The sequence below is a fragment of the Duganella dendranthematis genome (assembly GCF_012849375.1).
GTDB classification, from domain to species: domain Bacteria; phylum Pseudomonadota; class Gammaproteobacteria; order Burkholderiales; family Burkholderiaceae_D; genus Rugamonas; species Rugamonas dendranthematis.
Genome location: NZ_CP051684.1, coordinates 2,860,925 through 2,877,004, shown reverse-complemented (window position 1 = coordinate 2,877,004; position 16,080 = coordinate 2,860,925). Strand labels below are relative to the sequence as shown.

Genomic DNA, 16,080 nt, shown 5'->3' with positions numbered 1-16,080 from the left:
AGAAAAAATGAGCCCGGCCTCGAACAACAGATGACAGCCAGATCACGCAGGACCTGGCCGATTTTATTAGAAGCGGAAGTGCGAGAACGCCTTGTTCGCTTCAGCCATGCGGTGAACTTCGTCACGCTTCTTCATCGCACCGCCACGGCCTTCGGCGGCTTCCATCAGCTCACCCGCCAGACGCTGTGGCATCGATTTTTCGCTGCGCTTGTTGGCAGCTTCACGCAGCCAACGCATCGACAGCGCCATACGACGCACTGGGCGGACTTCAACCGGCACCTGGTAGTTGGCACCACCAACGCGACGGGATTTCACTTCAACCAGCGGCTTGGCGTTGTTGATCGCGGTAGCGAACACTTCCAGCGGGTCTTTACCGGATTTCTCCGAGATGTGCTCGAAAGCACCGTAAATGATGTTTTCTGCGACCGATTTTTTACCGGACAGCATCAGAACGTTCACGAATTTGGCGACATCGGTGTTGCCGAATTTTGGATCCGGCAGGATCTCGCGCTTGGGTACTTCACGACGACGTGGCATGTCATTTCCTTTTCTCTTCAGTTGAGTGCCTTACGGTCACTCGCGGCGGCCATCATAGCCAGCCACTTACTCGGTCTCGCGACCGGCTCAACTCAATTAATAATGATTACTTCTTAGCTTGCTTGGCGCGCTTGGCACCGTATTTCGAGCGAGCTTGTTTACGGTCTTTAACGCCCTGGGTATCCAGTGCACCGCGAACCATGTGGTAACGCACACCTGGCAAGTCTTTTACACGACCGCCGCGCAGCAGAACAACGCTGTGCTCTTGCAGATTGTGGCCTTCACCGCCGATGTACGAAATGACTTCGAAACCGTTGGTCAGACGCACTTTGGCAACTTTACGCAGTGCCGAGTTAGGCTTCTTAGGAGTGGTGGTATACACACGGGTGCACACGCCACGTTTTTGCGGGCTGTTTTCCAGCGCCGGCGATTTGCTCTTCACGACCAGTTTGGTGCGTGGTTGGCGAATCAGTTGATTGATGGTTGGCATCGTTCTAAACCCAACTAAATAACAACATTAACAACCCGGTCAAAATGCCGGGGACAAAAAACCTTCTCTCGATCTATTGGGCCAAAGGAGGCGCAAACAGCCACTCTCATGGAGCAGCCGGATTCAACGTATACGATGTGCAGAATAAATTGAGAACTCGCGAGTATAGACGTGAACGGTAGCTCAGTCAATCAATTTCGCGGCGGATGGCGGCTTGCAGCGGGAAAGCAGCCACTAGCAGAAAGGTCTGAAAACACTTGATAATAGCAAATAATTCCCATCCTGCTAGCCCTCAATGCGATTCCTGTTGCGCCCCGCCCCGCTGTTCGTGCTGACCAGTTACCTGCTGCTGACGCTGGTGCCCTGCGTGCCCCTGCTGCTGGGCCGGCAAGTGCCGGAACTGGGCCATGTGCTGCTGGTGGAGTTGCTGGCCTGGCTGGTGGTGTGGGGCGTGGCCGGCCGGCCGGCGTGGTTCCACTGGTTGCTGATCCCGGCCTTCCTGGCGCTGCCGACCGAGATTTACTTATTCATTTATTACGGCCAGGGCATCTCCACCCACCACCTGGGCATCATCGCCGAGACCAGCCCCAAAGAGGCGATGGAATTCCTCGGCCGCAAAGTGTGGCTGATGGCGGCCGTGCTGCTGGGCGTGATCGCCTGGTGGATCGCGGTGCAGGTGGCGGCCCGCCGCAGCCCGGCACTGAACTGGCGCGGCGCCAGCCGCAAGACCGTGCTGGGTATATTAATAGCGCTGGCGGCACTGGCGCTGTACGGCCGCGAATTCGGCGTGCATGCCGCGCCGCTGGCGCACAGCAGCGCCAGCGCGTCGGCGTCAGCGTCGGCTTCAGCTTCCGAGTCCGCCGCCAGCGAGGAAGACGCATCGGAAGAAGTCAGCGATCCGGAACGGGCGGCCATCGCCGGCGAACATCGGCTGGACTGGAAACTCGGCCCGCTGCCATGGCGGATGCGCTCGCTGCTGACATTCAACGACTTTGCCTCGTCGTGGCCGTTCGGCCTGACCGCGCGCGGTATCGACTTCTGGAAAGAGCGCGAATACCTGGCCGACCTGGGCCAGCGCAGCCGCAACTTCAGCTTCCACGCGCACCAGCCGAGCAAGAACGACACGCCGGAAATCGTCATCATGGTGATTGGCGAATCGTCGCGCTACGACCGCTGGGGCATCAACGGCTACCAACGCGACACCACCCCGCTGCTGAGCAAGGAAGCCAACCTGGTCACGCTGCCGGACGTGATCACCGCCGTCTCGGCGACACGGCTGTCGGTGCCGGTGATCATCTCGCGCAAGCCGGCCACACAAAGCCTGAAGGACGGCTTCTCGGAAAAATCCTTCCTCACCGCCTATAAAGAGGCCGGCTTCAAGACTTTCTGGCTGTCGAACCAGATCTCGTTCGGCCAGTTCGACACGCCGGTGTCGGTGTTTGCCAAGGAAGCCGACGTGATCCAGTTCATGAACCTGGGCGGCTTTACCAACAACTCCAACTTCGACCAGATTTTGCTGGAGCCGCTGCAGCACGCCATCGCCGACCCGGCGCCGAAGAAACTGATCGTGCTGCACACGCTGGGCAATCACTGGAACTACAGCCAGCGCTATCCGAAGGACTTCGACAAATGGCAGCCGTCGCTGTTCGGCATCGACAAGCCGGTGTACACCGACCTGAAGATCAAGCCACAGCTCAACAACAGCTACGATAACTCCATCCTCTACACCGACTGGTTCCTGTCGCAGGTGATCCACCAGCTGAAGGACACGCAGCAGCTGACCTCGATGGTCTACGTGGCCGACCACGGCCAGACGCTGTACGACGGCACGTGCAAGCTGGCCTTCCACGGCCACAACACCCAATATGAATTCCACGTGCCGGCCATCGTCTGGTACTCGGACGCATACAAGGAGCGCTATCCGGACAAGGTCAGCCAGCTGCTCAAACACCGCAAGGCGCGGCTGGCCACCGAGAACATCTTCCACACGCTGCTGGACCTGGGCGACATCGCGTACGACGATGAAAAACTGGAGTGGAGCTTCCTCAACCAGCAATTCAAGCAGCACAAGCGCTACGTGGACAGCTACGGCTGGACCAACTACGACAATGCCGATTTCAAAGGCGACTGCCGCGAAGTGATCGACAAAAGCAAGCCCATCAAACAGGATAAATAATGCGCATCGCCGCTGCACAGACGCCCTCGGTAGCGGGTGACCTCGCCACCAACCTCGCCACCCACCTGCGCTTCATCGCCGCCGCCCATGCGGAATGCGTGCAGTTGCTGGTGTTCCCGGAACTGTCATTGTGCGGCTACGAACTGCCGCTGCTGCGCGAGTGCGCACTGTCGCCGCACGATGCGCGCCTGGCGCAGCTGCGCGCCGCAGCGGTCAACACCGGCATGACCATCATCGTCGGCGCCCCGCTGATCGACGACGGCGCCGCGCAGCCCTGCATCGCCAGCATCACCTTCCGGCCGGACAGCAGCGCCACCACCTACCGCAAGCAATACCTGCACGCGGGCGAAGACGTCCACGTCCAGCCAGGTCCGCGCGGCGCGCAAGCCCACGTGCTGCACGGCCAGCGCTACGTCGAAGCCATCTGCGCCGACACCACCCATCCGGAACACGCGCGCGCAGCAGCCGACGCCGGCGCCACCCTGTACGTGGCCGGCGTGCTGATTTCCAACGGGGGATACGAGGCCGACGCGGCGCTGCTGCGCCGCTACGCGGAAGAGCACCGCATGACCGTGCTGATGGCCAACCACGGCGCCCCATCCGGCGGCTACACATGCGCCGGCAAAAGCGCCATCTGGGCGCCGGGCGGCACCCTGATCGCCCAAGCCGAAGGCCCGGGCGACTACCTGGTCATCGCGGAAGAAAACAACGGCTGGCACGGCCGCACCTTGCCGGTCAAGACGGCGGCCTGAACCAGCCGCCGGAAAAGATCAGCGCAGCGCCAGCTGGGTGCCGGGCGGCGGGTGGCGCCGACCGCGCTTTCGTTGATCTTGAAGACGCTGACAGTCAGCTGCAATTCGCTGGCCTGGTCTTGCAGCGACTGCGTGGCGGCGGCGGCTTCTTCCACCAGCGCGGCATTCTGCTGCGTCACCGTATCCATCTGCGCCACGGCCTGATTGACCTGGTCGATGCCCTCGCTCTGCTCGCGGCTGGCGACGGCGATTTCGCCGACGATCTGCGTCACCTGATGCACATTGCCCACCAGCGTGGTCATGGTGGTGCCGGCCTGCTCGACCAGATTGGTGCCCAACTGGATCTTCTGCACCGAGTCGTCGATCAGCACCTTGATCTCCTTGGCGGCGGCCGCCGAACGCTGCGCCAGATTGCGCACCTCGGTCGCCACCACCGCGAAGCCGCGGCCCTGTTCACCGGCACGCGCCGCTTCCACCGCCGCGTTCAGCGCCAGAATGTTGGTCTGGAAGGCGATGCCGTCAATTACGCCGGTAATATCGACAATCTTGCGTGACGCGTCGTTGATGGCGTTCATGGTGCTGACCACTTGCGTCATCACTTCGCCGCCCTGCGCCGCCGTGTTGGACGCGCCCTCCACTAGCGTGCGCGCGTGCTGCGCATTCTCCGAATTCTGCTTGACGGTGCTGGTCAGTTCCTCGATCGAGGCCGCCGTCTCTTCCAGCGAACTGGCCTGCGTCTCGGTGCGCGACGACAGTTCCATATTGCCGGCTGCCAGTTCCTGCGAACCGGTGTTGATGATGTCCGCGCCATGCCGCACGCGCGACACGGTCGACAGCAGGTCGCCCTGCATGCGCTGGATCGCCTTCAGCAGGCGCTGGATTTCGTTGTCGCCATCGGCTTCGATATTGGCGGTCAGGTCGCCGCTGGCCACGCGGTCCAGCTGATCGACCGCGCCGGCCAGCGGCACCAGCACCGTCGAGCGCAGCATCAGGTGCGTGCCGAACACCACGCCCAGCGCGATCAGCAGGCCCAGCACAACCAGCCACATCACAATCGAATATTCGCTGGCGCGCTTTTCGGTCAGCGCGGTGATCTGCTCATCGCCCAGCTTCTGGAATTTCTCCAGCGCGGCCGAGAAGGCGGCGCCCACCGGCGTCAACTCCTTTGAATTGATGGTTGAATATGTGCCCGGATCATCCTTTGCCAGCGCGTCCGAGGCGCGGTCCAGCACCGCCGACAGCTTGCGGCCCGAGTCCACCAGCTCTTTTTTCAGTTGCGTGTCCTGGCCTGGAAACTCGGGCGCTTTCTCGAACTTGTCGAGGAAGTCCAGCGTGCGCTGGTAGGATTTCTTGGCGTTGGTCAGGGCGGAATCGCGGGTCGCCTTGTCGTCGCCCTCTTTTAGCGCCGCATAGCCGCGCGTCAGTGCCGAGCGCGTGCGGGTGGTGTCTTTGTAGGCGTCGTTGATGGTGATGATCTGACTGGAAATGGTGTGCACTTCCACGATCGACCGATTGGATTGCTGCAAGGCGACGATGCCCAGCGCGGCCCCCGCCAGCAACATTGCCGTAAACAGAACTAATACGCCAAGCAAGCTTGCTCGCACTGTGACCTTATTCATCCCGCCTCCAAATTTGATATTTCTAACTAGAAACACTATACCAAATTTTGAAGTTCTCTGACCTTTGAAATAACTATCCAAAAGTACTGCTTACAACAGATTGCCCAAGGCCTGCCGCAGTTGCGGATAGCTGAAAACGAAGCCACTGTCGAGCAAGCGCAGCGGCGCCACGCGCTGCCCTTCGAGCAGCAGATCGGCCTGTTCGCCCAAGGCCAGCCGCATCGGCCAGCCCGGCGTCGGCATCCCGTATGGACGATGCAACACCGACGCCGCCACGCGGTTGAACTGCGCCTGCGTCAGGCTCTCCGGCGCGGTGAAGTTGTAGCTGCCGCTGCCGCCGCTGCGGCATAGATGGGCCATGGCGCCAATCAGGTCATCCACATGGATCCACGACAGCCATTGCGTGCCGCCGCCAAGCGGACCACCCAGCCCCAGCTTGACCGGCAACAGCATCATCGGCAGCGCGCCCTGCGTGCCCAGCACCAGGCCGAAGCGCATACAGGCCACCCGAACGCCATGCGCTGCGGCGCCGCCAGCGGCCTGCTCCCATTCGCGGCACAGGTCAGACATGAACATCGGCTGCGGCCCACTTTGTTCCGTCAGCACGGTGGCGTCGCCGCGCGGCTGCACGCCGTAATAACCGATCGCCGACGCCGACAGCAACAACGCCGGCTTGTGTTCGGCGGCGCCGATCCAGCGCACCACGGCGTCGGTCAGGCCGATGCGGCTTTGGCGCAGCACCGCACGCCGTTTGGCGCTCCAACGCCAGCCAAGAATGCGCGCGCCGGCCAGGTTGATCACCACATCGAAGCGTCTTGTCGACGGCAACTGCGCCATGCTGGCGACGCACTCGACGCGGCCGTCGAACAGCCACGCCGCCTGGCGCGGCTGCCGTGTCAGCACGGCGACGCGATGCCCATCGCGCAGCAAGGCGCGGACCAGACGCTGGCCGATAAAGCCGGTGGCGCCGGTCACCAGGAAACTGCGCTCGCCCTCGGCAAAGCTCGCCTGCGGCACGCCCGCAACACGCTGCGCCATGCGGCCGATGCTGCGCGCAGCCCAGGCGTCGCGCAGGCCGGACACGCCGACGCCGACGCCGCATAGCGCCAGGAACACGCCCAGCGCCCCGTGCGGCTCCCACACCAGCGCGGTAGGCAAGGCCAGCATGGCGGGCGTGTCTAACGCCAGCAGCGCGATGAAGGCGCCGCCGTTCATCGCCAGCACCGTATGGGTGACGCGCTCGGTCGCCGGCAGCAGGCGGGTACGGTCCTCGACCACGAAATCCCACAGCGTCAGCACGATTTCGACGCTGAACACCAGCAGCAGCACCACCGCCCACCAGCCATGAAAGGCCCATGACGACAAGCCGATGAACAAGGCGCTGTAGATCAGCGCGCGCGCGGCGTGAATCGACAGCTCGCGCCGCGCGGTGGCGCGGCCGGGCAACGCCTCGGTCAGTTCATGATGGTAAAGCGTGTCGAAGGCGCCGAGACATCCCTGCGCTGCCATCAGCTGCAACGCCAGTGTGTGGGTATTCATACCGTCACCTCCCTGAAGATTCCTGCTTGCGTAAAAGTCGTGCCAAACAGCGCATGGCGGATCTCGATGCGGATGTCGAACTGGTTGGCGCTGTTGTTGCGATGGCGGAGAAAGGTCTTGCCCGGCGTGAGCACGTCCGGCAAGGGAATGCGTACCCCGAACAGCTGCCAGAAATAGCCATCGCTTTCGAAATGCAGGTTACCGTCGCGGACATCCAGCACCAGCTTCATGCCCAGTCCCATGCCGACATACTCCAGCACTTCTCCCTTCGGGCTCTCCGCCATGTAGGAAGTGAACATCACCGGCTTGCGCGCGTGCAGACGATAGGTGCGCTGCTTGAAAATCCACGCGCAGTTGTGGCGGGAGTAGACCTGGATATCGACCGGGAAATCCGCATCGTTATATGGCATCAGCGCGCCTTTAACGAACGGCATGCTGAGGTAGCCCAATAACCGGCCCACGCGCGAACAACTCAGCTCCGACAATGTGCCGGTGTAGTGCAGTGGCTTGCCCGGCAGCGGATTCTTGTCGAAACGCGCCTGGATATCCGGATGCAGCTTGCCCCAGGTGGGTCCGAGGATTTTCTTGAACAGCTCACCTTCGGAAGGGATCATCATGGTCGGCGCCGTCGTCTGTGATTTCTGTATAAACAGAAATTATGAGTGAAATTTTTAGTCGCTACCGATCAGGCGCGCCACCTTGCCGCCCATTTTCAGGAAGCGCTGCATGGTGGCCGGTGGCAGGTGCTTGTAATCGTCATACGTGGCAGTGAGCATTTCGAGGAACGCCAGTACCTGCTCCATTTTGACCTTGGTGGCCGGCTCCAGCAGCGGGTCATCTTCCGCCTCCGCGGCGCAGGCGCGCAGCACGGTCAGCGTCGGATCAATCTCGCGCTTCTTGCGCTCTTCCACGATGACGCGGAAGATGGCCCACACATCCTGCAAGGCCAGGAAATGGTCGCGCCGGTCGCCCGCCATATGGGTGATGCGCACCAGCCCCCAGCTTTGCAGCTCCTTCAGGCTATTGCTGACATTCGAACGCGCCACATTCAGCGTCTCGGCGATCTGCTCGGCATTGAGCGGCTGGTTGACCAGGAATAGCAGCGCATGAATCTGCGACACGGTCCGGTTCACGCCCCAGCGCGCGCCCATCTCGCCCCAGTGGAGGATATATTTCTGGATGGTCGGCGAAAGGTCCATGATTTCTCTAATTTCTGTCAACGCAGAAATATTAGACCTCGTTCAACCCAAAGTCAAAGACTTTTCAGCCGGATGCGCCATGTAGTCGCTGAGCCAGGCGTGGATGCGATCAGCTTTGGTGGTGATGGCGCTGTCGAAGCCGCGCGCTGTCAGCAGGGCGATGCCGTTGGTGGCTTGCAGCAGGCCGGGCTTGAGCTGCCAGCGCCCGTCCTCGCGGCTGACGCACCACGGTCGCAAACTGTCGGCCAGCAGCGACGCCAATACCAGATGGTGCGACGCCACCACCACCCGTCCCTGCTGTGCCAGCGTGTGCAGCACCGCGCCGGCCGCCGATACCGATTCCAGGTAGTTCGTGCCGCGGAAGATTTCGTCGATCAGGAAGATGGCGCGCCGCTGCGCCGCCACCGCCAGCAGTTCCTGCCCGCGCCGCAGTTCGGCCATATAGAAGCTCTCGCCGTTATCCATCGCATCGTCGTTCTGCATGCTGGTGTACACCGGCTGCAGCGGCGTGACCGCGCGCGTCGCGTAGCAGAAGCCGAAGGCGCGCGCGGTGATCAGATTCAGTCCTATCGTGCGCAGCAAGGTGCTCTTGCCGATGCCGTTCTGGCCCGAGATGAAGACGCCCTGCCGCGCCATGCCGAACGTCAGCGCCGCCGCATCGGCCAGCAACGGATGCACCACGTCGTCCAGCGCCACCTCGTCGCCTTGCTCCGCCCAGCAGAACGCCGGCGCCTGCGACAGATGGCGCGCCAGCGCCAGATCCGCCTCCAGCGCCGCCACCCGCGCAAAGCTGGAGCGCAGGAAGTCGATGTGCTCACGCACCACCTCGCGGCTGCGGAAGTAGTGCCGCACATTTTCCAGGAACATCCAGTCGGCGTAGTCGCGCGCGCCCGGCAGATAGGCCAGCAGCGAGCGGCCAAGGCCCCGGTTCAGGCGCGACGCCTCGGCGCCGTCATCGCGCAATGGCGCCGTCGCCGGGTCGTCGATCTGCGCCAGCAACCCGTGCGCGCGCAGCATCTGCTGCATGGCGTTGAGGATGCTGGTCCACTCCTGTACCGCATCATGATAGCCCGCCTGGATCCCGCACAGCGACAGGAACAGCGCCAGCGTCACAAGCCACATCCACAACCAGTTCATGCCCAGCGCCAGCCCGACCGACACCAAGAAGGCCCACGGCAACCAGCCCAGCACCGGCACCCAGCGCGGCGTTACCGGCAGCGGCGCGCCAAACACGGTCTCGCTGATCTCGCGGTCAGCCTGGCGCAGACCGGTGCTGGCGGACGTCAAGCGCGTCCGCAGTCCATCGTCCGCCACCAGCGCGCGGACGCGGACGGCTGCTGCGGACGCGTCCTCCTCCACATGCAGCCGCCGGTGCAGTTCCTGCTGGCCGAAGATGCTGGTCTCGCGCGCCAGCTGCGCGCTGTAATCCGGCAGCAGCAGGTCGTCCCAGGTCGCGCTGTCCAGCAGGGTGTCCGCATCGGACAGGGTACGGCGGTAGAGCGCGACATCGCTCGGCACAAACGGGTAATCGGTCATGAAAGGCTTATCAGTTGGCAACACTGCGCCAGATTGAGCACAATTGCCAGATTTTCAAGTCCGGCCGGACAACGCGGACATCACGGACGTTTCCGGACGCTGCCGGACGCCACCGGACAGCGGACACGCCACTAACTATCTCATAAAAATCAATAACTTATATGCTGGCACACTTTCTGCATAAGGTTGCCTATCCATACACCATACGACCATCATGATACGTGACACCTCCTCCCAAGACGCCGTGATTGCCGCCCCCAAAGGCCAGACCACCAAGCGCCGCCTGATCATTGCCGCCGCTAGTGTGGTGGTGCTGGCGGTGGGCTGGTATTTGTTCCACAACTGGCGCAACACCGACCACTCGGTCAACATCTCACGCCTGCGCATCGCCGAAGTGGGCCGTGGCACGTTGATCCGCGACGCCGCCGTCAACGGCCGCATCGTCGCCGCCGTCAGCCCGACGCTGTACGCGCCGTCGCTGGCCACCGTCACGCTGCAGACCCACGCCGGCGACACCGTCAAAAAGGGCGACGTGCTGGCCGTACTGGAATCGCCCGACCTGTCCGACGCGCTGAAGAAGGAGCAAGCGGCCTACGCCCAGATCGAAGCCGACGTGGCGCGCCAGCGCATCCTGGCCCGCAAACAGAAGCTGCTGGCGCAGCGCGACGCCGACACCGCCGAAATCGACCGTCTGTCGGCGCAGCGCACGCTGGAACGCTACGACGCCGTCTCCAACGAAGGCATCATCGCCAAGATCGAATACCAGAAGGCCAAGGACGCGCTGAACTCCGCCGCCATCCGCGCCAAGCACGCCGACCAGGCCTCGGCGCTGGAAAGCGACAACGTGGCGCTGGAACTGGAGTCCAAGATCAAGCAGCTGGAGCAGCAACGCAGCACGCTGTCCAACGCCCAGCGACGCGTCGATGAACTGACGGTGCGGGCGCCGGTCGACGGCTTCATCGGCACGCTGTCGGTCGCCAACCGCAGCGTGGTGCCGGCCAACACGCCGCTGATGACGCTGGTCGACCTGTCGCGCCTCGAAGTCGAGCTGGAAGTGCCGGAGACCTATGTGTCCGACCTGGGTCTGGGCATGACGGCGGAAGTCAACTACGGCACCGGCACCGCCAACGGCAAGCTGTCGGCGCTGTCGCCGGAAGTGGTGAAGAACCAGGTGCTGGCGCGGGTGCGGTTCAACGGCGAACAGCCGGCCGGCCTGCGCCAGAGCCAGCGCATCACCGCGCGCCTGCTGATCGACGAGAAGCACGACGCGCTGATGGTGCAGCGCGGCCCGTTCGTCGAATCGGAAGGCGGCCGCTATGCCTACGTGGTGCGCGACGGCGTCGCCATCCGCACCCCGATCAAGCTGGGCGCCACCAGCGTCTCCGCCGTGGAAATTCTCGGCGGCCTGAAACCAGGCGACAAGATTGTGATCTCCGGTACCGAAACCTTTGAGAACGCCGAACGCGTCTCGATCAATAACTAAACTCTGAGAGGCTCCTATGCTGCGCATGAAAAACCTGAGCAAAGTGTATCGCACCCACATGATCGAAACCCACGCGCTGCGCGGCTTCGAGATCGACGTCAAGCAAGGCGAGTTCGTCACCGTTACCGGGCCGTCCGGCTCGGGCAAGACCAGCTTCCTCAACATCGCCGGCCTGCTGGAGGAATTTACCGACGGCGAATATGTGCTGGACGGCGTCAACGTGCGCGGCATGGACGACAACGCCCGCTCGCGCCTGCGCAATGAAAAGCTGGGCTTCATCTTCCAGGGCTTCAACCTGATTCCCGACCTGTCGCTGTTCGATAACGTCGACGTGCCGCTGCGCTATCGCGGCTTCAACGCCGCCGAGCGCAAGGAGCGCATCGAGGACGCGCTGGCCAAGGTCGGCCTGGCCTCGCGCATGAAGCACTATCCGGCCGAACTGTCCGGCGGCCAGCAGCAGCGGGTGGCCATCGCCCGCGCGCTGGCCGGTTCGCCCAAACTGCTGCTGGCCGATGAACCGACCGGTAACCTGGATACGCAGATGGCGCGCGGCGTGATGGAGCTGCTGGAAGAAATCAACGCCGCCGGCACCACCATCCTGATGGTGACCCACGATCCGGAACTGGCGGTGCGCACCCAGCGCAATGTCCACATCATCGACGGCCAGGTGTCCGACCTGGTGCGCAAGTCGCCGTCGCTGAGCACCGTCGGCCACGCCGCCCAAGCGTAAGGAGCGCAGCATGTTCCAATACTACTTCCTGCTGGGGCTACGTAGCCTGCGCCGCAATCCCGCCCTGACCGCACTGATGGTGCTGACGCTGGCCATCGGCGTGGCGGCCAGCGTGTCGACGCTGACCATCCTGCACGTCATGTCCGGCAACCCGATTCCGGCCAAGAGCGAGCGCCTGTTCGTGCCGCAGTTCGACAACGGCCCGCTTGAAAGCTACAAGGTCGGCGACAAGCCGAATGACGAACAAATGAGCTACCGCGACGCCGTCAATTTCATGAACAGCAAGGCGGGCGAACGCCGCACCGCGCTGTTTGGCGTCGGCCTGCCGCTGGAGCCGGAACGCAAGGACCTGGGGGTCTTTGTGGTGCGCGGCATCGCCACCGGCGGCGATTACTTCAATATGTTTGAAGCGCCCTTCCTGCACGGCCAGGGCTGGGCGCCGGATGCCGACCAGCGCGGCGCCGACGTGGTTGTCCTCAGCCGCAAGCTGTCGGAAAAACTGTATGGCGACGCCGATCCGGTGGGTCGCCGCGTGCGCATGGGCGGCTTCGATTACCAGATCGTCGGTGTGCTCGACACGTGGAACGTGATCCCGCGCTACCAGCACCTGATCGGCCCCGAAACCGCCTTCGGCGACGAGGAGGATATGTACATTCCCTTCACCACCGCCATCAATCACCAGGTGGAGCGCAATGGCAGCACCGGCTGCCAGGGCAATGTGGAACCGGGCTTCCAGGGCTTCCTGGATTCGGAATGTACCTGGATCCAGGTATGGTTTGAAACCGCCACGCCGGGCGACCGCGCGGCACTGCAAAGCTATCTGGATAGCTACGCCGCCGAACAGCGCAAGCTGGGCCGCCTGAAACGCAATACGCCGAACAAGCTGTATGACGTCATGGAGTGGCTGGAATTCCAGAAGGTCGTCGACAACGACAACAAGCTGGCCGTGTGGCTGTCGTTCGGCTTCCTGCTGCTTTGCCTGGTCAACACCATCGGCCTGCTGCTGGCCAAGTTCTCGGTGCGCGCCTCCGAAGTCGGCATCCGCCGCGCGCTGGGCGCCTCGCGCCGCGAGATTTTCACCCAATTCCTGATCGAGACCACGGTGGTCGGCCTGGTCGGCGGCCTGCTTGGGCTGCTGCTGGCGGTCGGCGCGCTGGCGCTGATCGCACTGCAGTCGAAGGCACTGGCAACGGTGGCGCAGATGGACTGGATCATGCTGCTGACCACCTTCGTGCTGGCGGTGCTGGCGGCGGTACTGGCCGGCCTGCTGCCGACCTGGCGCGCCTGCCAGGTCACGCCGGCACTGCAACTCAAATCCCAATAAGCGAGGCTACTCATGGAAATCCGTCCTATCCTGTCCGCGCTGCTGCGCAATAAAACCGGGCCGATACTGGTCGCGGTGCAGGTGGCCCTGAGCCTGGCCATCCTGTCCAACGCCATCTACATTGTGAAGGACCGCCAGGCCGTGTCGGCGCGCGCCAGCGGCGTCGCCAACGAAGGCGAGGTGTTCTCCGTCCAGGTACGCCGCCTCAAGGCGCTGCCACACGAAGCCAGCCTGGCCAGCCAGCGCGCCGAAATCGCCACCATCCGGGCCGTGGCCGGCGTGACCTCGGTGGCCCAGGTCAGCCAGACCCCGCTGAGCCGTTCCGGCAACACCACCGGCCTGGCCACCGACTACAAGCAGGTCACTGCGGTAGCGCTGGGCTCCACCTACCAGGCCGCCGAATCGCTGGTGAAAACCTGGGGGCTACAACTGACCGAAGGGCGCGATTTCCTGCCAGGTGAACTGCTGGAAATCGATGCCAACACCAGCAAGGAATACCCCAAGGTGGCCATCATCACCCGCGTGCTCGGTGAGAAACTGTGGCCCGGCGCCACCAGCTTCGTCGGCAAACAAATGCTCAACGGGACCGGCAGCGAGGCTAATCCGATGCGCGTTGTCGGCGTGGTCGACAAACTGCAAACGCCAAGTGCCCAAATCGGCGCCAAAGGCGAGCAGTCCTTTATCATACCGGCCCGCACCACGGGCGACGCCGGCTACGGCTACACGGTGCGCGCCGAGCCGGGCCAACTGGACCGGGTGCTCAAGGAAACCGAAGCCGCGCTGCGTGCCGCCTCGCCGGAGCCAATCATCGTCAAGACCAAGACGCTGACGGAATATCGCAAGCTGCGCTATCGCGCCGATCTGGCGCTGGCGTGGATGCTGGTGACGGTCAGCGTGCTGCTGTTGCTGATCACCGCCAGCGGCATCGTCGGCATGGCCAGCCTGTGGGTCACGCAGCGCCGCAAACAGATCGGCGTGCGCCGCGCACTCGGTGCGCGCCGGATCGACATCCTGCGCTACTTCATCACCGAGAACGTACTGATTACGAGTGCCGGCGTCGCCGCCGGCGTGCTGCTGGCACTGGGGCTGAACCAGCTGTTGGTCAGCAAGCTGGAAATGGCGCGTCTGCCGGCCAGCTACCTGCTGATCGGTTCCGGCGTATTCCTGGCGCTGGGCGTGCTGGCCGTCTACGGCCCGGCGTGGCGCGCTGCCAGCATCTCGCCGGCCACCGCCACCCGCACCGCGTAATGACGGCAACCAAGGTGCAAGGCATGCCGCGACAATGTTATGCTTGCGGCATGCCTACTGTACTCATCATCGACGATAACGCCGCCGTTTCGGTGGCCCTGGAAGTGCTGTTTTCGCTGCACGACATCGAGGCGCTGCGCGCCGCCTCGCCCGAAGCCGGCCTGGCGCTGCTGGAGCAGCACAGCATCGACCTGGTTTTACAGGACATGAACTTCAGCGCCGACACCACTTCCGGCGAGGAAGGCACGGCGCTGTTCCGCGCCATCCGCGCGCGCCATCCGGACCTGCCGGTGATCCTGCTGACCGCGTGGACCCACCTGAATGCAGCGGTGGACCTGATCAAGGCCGGCGCCGCCGACTATCTGGCCAAGCCGTGGGACGACAACAAGCTGATCGCCACCGTCAACAACCTGATCGAACTGGGACAGGCCAAGCGCGCCCTGCAGCAGCGCGTGCAGGCCGACCTGCGCCAGCGGCGCGAACTGGAACACGGCCATGACCTGCGCGGCATGGTCTTCCAGGACCAGGCCACCGAACGCGTGATCCATCTGGCCTGCCAGGTGGCGCGCGCCGACGTGCCGGTGCTGATCTCCGGCCCCAATGGCACCGGCAAGGAGCGCATCGCCGAAATTATCCAGGCCAATTCCGCCGTGCGCGGCGGCCCGTTCGTGGTGCTCAACTGTGGCGCGATTCCGTCCGAGCTGATTGAGGCGGAACTGTTCGGCGCCGACGCCGGCGCCTACACCGGCGCCTCCAAGGCGCGCGAGGGCAAGTTTGAAGCGGCCGACGGCGGCACGCTGTTCCTCGATGAAATCGGCAATCTGCCGCTGGCCGGACAAATGAAACTGCTGCGGGTGCTGGAAACCGGCCGCTTCGAGCGCCTCGGCTCCAACCGCGAACGCCAGGTCAAGGTACGCGTGATCAGCGCCACCAATGCCGACCTGCAGGCCATGATCAAGGCCGGCACCTTCCGCGAAGATCTGTTCTATCGCCTCAACGTGATCGAACTGCGGCTGCCGCCGCTGGCGGCGCGGCCGCTGGACATCCTGCCGCTGGCGATGCACTTCCTCGGCGCCGGCAAACAACTGCATCCCGATGCGCAGGCAGCGCTGCTGGCGCATGCGTGGCCGGGCAATGTGCGCGAACTGAAAAACGTCATGATGCGCGCCGGCCTGCTGGCCAGCGGCGATGTGATCAAGGTGGCGGATCTGGGCCTGCCGCCGGCATCGGCTACGGCAGCGCTGTCGGCAGCCGCCGGCACAGCATCGGCCAGCCTTGATGAAGGCAACCGTGAGCCGGACCGTGACGCCATCAGCCTGGCGCTGAGCCGCGCCGGCGGCGTGGTAGCGCAAGCGGCGGCGGAACTGGGCCTGTCACGCCAGGCGCTGTACCGCCGCATGGAACGGCTGGGCATCGTGCGGCCGTGACCGAACAACGCGACAACGCC

At 63.6% G+C, this 16,080-nt stretch carries 14 protein-coding genes; 7 read left to right on the top strand and 7 right to left on the bottom strand.

What is annotated here, in order from left to right:
• Positions 1-66 precede the first annotated feature (66 nt).
• Both rpsG and rpsL read right to left on the bottom strand, forming a co-directional pair.
• Entirely contained in the window at positions 67-537 is a 471-nt protein-coding gene (gene rpsG / locus HH213_RS13125; protein WP_110846374.1) for a 30S ribosomal protein S7, read from the bottom strand.
• Between the two features lie 106 nt (positions 538-643).
• Positions 644-1,027 (bottom strand): 30S ribosomal protein S12, encoded by a 384-nt coding sequence (rpsL, locus tag HH213_RS13120; RefSeq protein ID WP_092281397.1) that lies wholly within the window; start codon positions 1,025-1,027, stop codon positions 644-646.
• Between the two features lie 295 nt (positions 1,028-1,322).
• Between rpsL and HH213_RS13115 the strand changes: the two genes are divergently transcribed.
• Together HH213_RS13115 and HH213_RS13110 are read left to right on the top strand one after the other, a co-directional pair.
• The gene (locus HH213_RS13115; RefSeq protein WP_169112524.1) at positions 1,323-3,203 is read left to right on the top strand and encodes a phosphoethanolamine transferase; all 1,881 of its coding nucleotides are present in this window, start codon (positions 1,323-1,325) and stop codon (positions 3,201-3,203) included.
• The gene (locus HH213_RS13110) at positions 3,203-3,955 is read left to right on the top strand and encodes a carbon-nitrogen hydrolase family protein (RefSeq protein ID WP_169112523.1); all 753 of its coding nucleotides are present in this window, start codon (positions 3,203-3,205) and stop codon (positions 3,953-3,955) included. The genes HH213_RS13115 and HH213_RS13110 overlap by 1 nt, the downstream gene beginning before the upstream one ends.
• Here HH213_RS13110 and HH213_RS13105 read toward each other — a convergent pair.
• The 5 genes from HH213_RS13105 to HH213_RS13085 all read right to left on the bottom strand — a co-directional run bounded on the left by HH213_RS13105 (position 3,886) and on the right by HH213_RS13085 (position 9,848).
• Positions 3,886-5,574: a methyl-accepting chemotaxis protein gene (locus tag HH213_RS13105; RefSeq protein ID WP_169112522.1), complete on the bottom strand. Its 1,689-nt coding sequence runs from the start codon at positions 5,572-5,574 to the stop codon at positions 3,886-3,888. The two genes, HH213_RS13110 and HH213_RS13105, sit on opposite strands and share 70 nt — an antisense overlap.
• A gap of 90 nt (positions 5,575-5,664) precedes the next feature.
• Positions 5,665-7,113 (bottom strand): TIGR01777 family oxidoreductase, encoded by a 1,449-nt coding sequence (locus HH213_RS13100; RefSeq protein ID WP_169112521.1) that lies wholly within the window; start codon positions 7,111-7,113, stop codon positions 5,665-5,667.
• Positions 7,110-7,730 carry a DUF4166 domain-containing protein gene (locus HH213_RS13095; protein WP_110846369.1) on the bottom strand — a complete coding sequence of 207 codons (621 nt, stop codon included), beginning with the start codon at positions 7,728-7,730 and terminating at the stop codon, positions 7,110-7,112. Before HH213_RS13095 ends, HH213_RS13100 begins: the two co-directional genes overlap by 4 nt.
• Positions 7,731-7,784: 54 nt before the next feature.
• The gene (locus HH213_RS13090; RefSeq protein WP_110846368.1) at positions 7,785-8,312 is read right to left on the bottom strand and encodes a GbsR/MarR family transcriptional regulator; all 528 of its coding nucleotides are present in this window, start codon (positions 8,310-8,312) and stop codon (positions 7,785-7,787) included.
• A gap of 42 nt (positions 8,313-8,354) precedes the next feature.
• Entirely contained in the window at positions 8,355-9,848 is a 1,494-nt protein-coding gene (locus HH213_RS13085) for a MutS-related protein (protein ID WP_169112520.1), read from the bottom strand.
• Positions 9,849-10,062: 214 nt separating this feature from the next.
• Here HH213_RS13085 and HH213_RS13080 point away from each other — a divergent pair, with 214 nt between their 5' ends.
• From HH213_RS13080 to HH213_RS13060, 5 genes are read left to right on the top strand one after another with little or no spacing between them, the layout of a single operon-like run.
• On the top strand, positions 10,063-11,331 hold the full coding sequence (locus HH213_RS13080; RefSeq protein WP_169112519.1) for an efflux RND transporter periplasmic adaptor subunit: 1,269 nt from the start codon (positions 10,063-10,065) through the stop codon (positions 11,329-11,331).
• Positions 11,332-11,347: 16 nt separating this feature from the next.
• Entirely contained in the window at positions 11,348-12,061 is a 714-nt protein-coding gene (locus HH213_RS13075) for an ABC transporter ATP-binding protein (RefSeq protein WP_110846365.1), read from the top strand.
• 10 nt (positions 12,062-12,071) lie between these two features.
• The gene (locus HH213_RS13070; RefSeq protein WP_110846364.1) at positions 12,072-13,385 is read left to right on the top strand and encodes an ABC transporter permease; all 1,314 of its coding nucleotides are present in this window, start codon (positions 12,072-12,074) and stop codon (positions 13,383-13,385) included.
• Between the two features lie 12 nt (positions 13,386-13,397).
• Positions 13,398-14,633, top strand: coding sequence for an ABC transporter permease (locus HH213_RS13065; protein WP_169112518.1), 1,236 nt, complete (start codon positions 13,398-13,400; stop codon positions 14,631-14,633).
• Between the two features lie 50 nt (positions 14,634-14,683).
• Positions 14,684-16,060, top strand: coding sequence for a sigma-54-dependent transcriptional regulator (locus HH213_RS13060; RefSeq protein ID WP_169112517.1), 1,377 nt, complete (start codon positions 14,684-14,686; stop codon positions 16,058-16,060).
• The last annotated feature ends 20 nt before the right edge of the window (positions 16,061-16,080 follow it).

Bases quoted from the DNA above. Each gene is read 5' to 3' on its own strand.
- HH213_RS13075 (WP_110846365.1), top strand. From the start codon at position 11,348: ATGCTGCGCATGAAAAACCTGAGCAAAGTGTATCGCACCCACATGATC.
- HH213_RS13115 (WP_169112524.1), top strand. From the start codon at position 1,323: ATGCGATTCCTGTTGCGCCCCGCCCCGCTGTTCGTGCTGACCAGTTAC.
- rpsG (WP_110846374.1), bottom strand. From the start codon at position 537: ATGCCACGTCGTCGTGAAGTACCCAAGCGCGAGATCCTGCCGGATCCA.
- HH213_RS13080 (WP_169112519.1), top strand. From the start codon at position 10,063: ATGATACGTGACACCTCCTCCCAAGACGCCGTGATTGCCGCCCCCAAA.
- HH213_RS13095 (WP_110846369.1), bottom strand. From the start codon at position 7,730: ATGATGATCCCTTCCGAAGGTGAGCTGTTCAAGAAAATCCTCGGACCC.
- HH213_RS13070 (WP_110846364.1), top strand. From the start codon at position 12,072: ATGTTCCAATACTACTTCCTGCTGGGGCTACGTAGCCTGCGCCGCAAT.
- HH213_RS13085 (WP_169112520.1), bottom strand. From the start codon at position 9,848: ATGACCGATTACCCGTTTGTGCCGAGCGATGTCGCGCTCTACCGCCGT.
- HH213_RS13100 (WP_169112521.1), bottom strand. From the start codon at position 7,113: ATGAATACCCACACACTGGCGTTGCAGCTGATGGCAGCGCAGGGATGT.
- HH213_RS13105 (WP_169112522.1), bottom strand. From the start codon at position 5,574: ATGAATAAGGTCACAGTGCGAGCAAGCTTGCTTGGCGTATTAGTTCTG.
- rpsL (WP_092281397.1), bottom strand. From the start codon at position 1,027: ATGCCAACCATCAATCAACTGATTCGCCAACCACGCACCAAACTGGTC.
- HH213_RS13110 (WP_169112523.1), top strand. From the start codon at position 3,203: ATGCGCATCGCCGCTGCACAGACGCCCTCGGTAGCGGGTGACCTCGCC.
- HH213_RS13065 (WP_169112518.1), top strand. From the start codon at position 13,398: ATGGAAATCCGTCCTATCCTGTCCGCGCTGCTGCGCAATAAAACCGGG.
- HH213_RS13060 (WP_169112517.1), top strand. From the start codon at position 14,684: ATGCCTACTGTACTCATCATCGACGATAACGCCGCCGTTTCGGTGGCC.
- HH213_RS13090 (WP_110846368.1), bottom strand. From the start codon at position 8,312: ATGGACCTTTCGCCGACCATCCAGAAATATATCCTCCACTGGGGCGAG.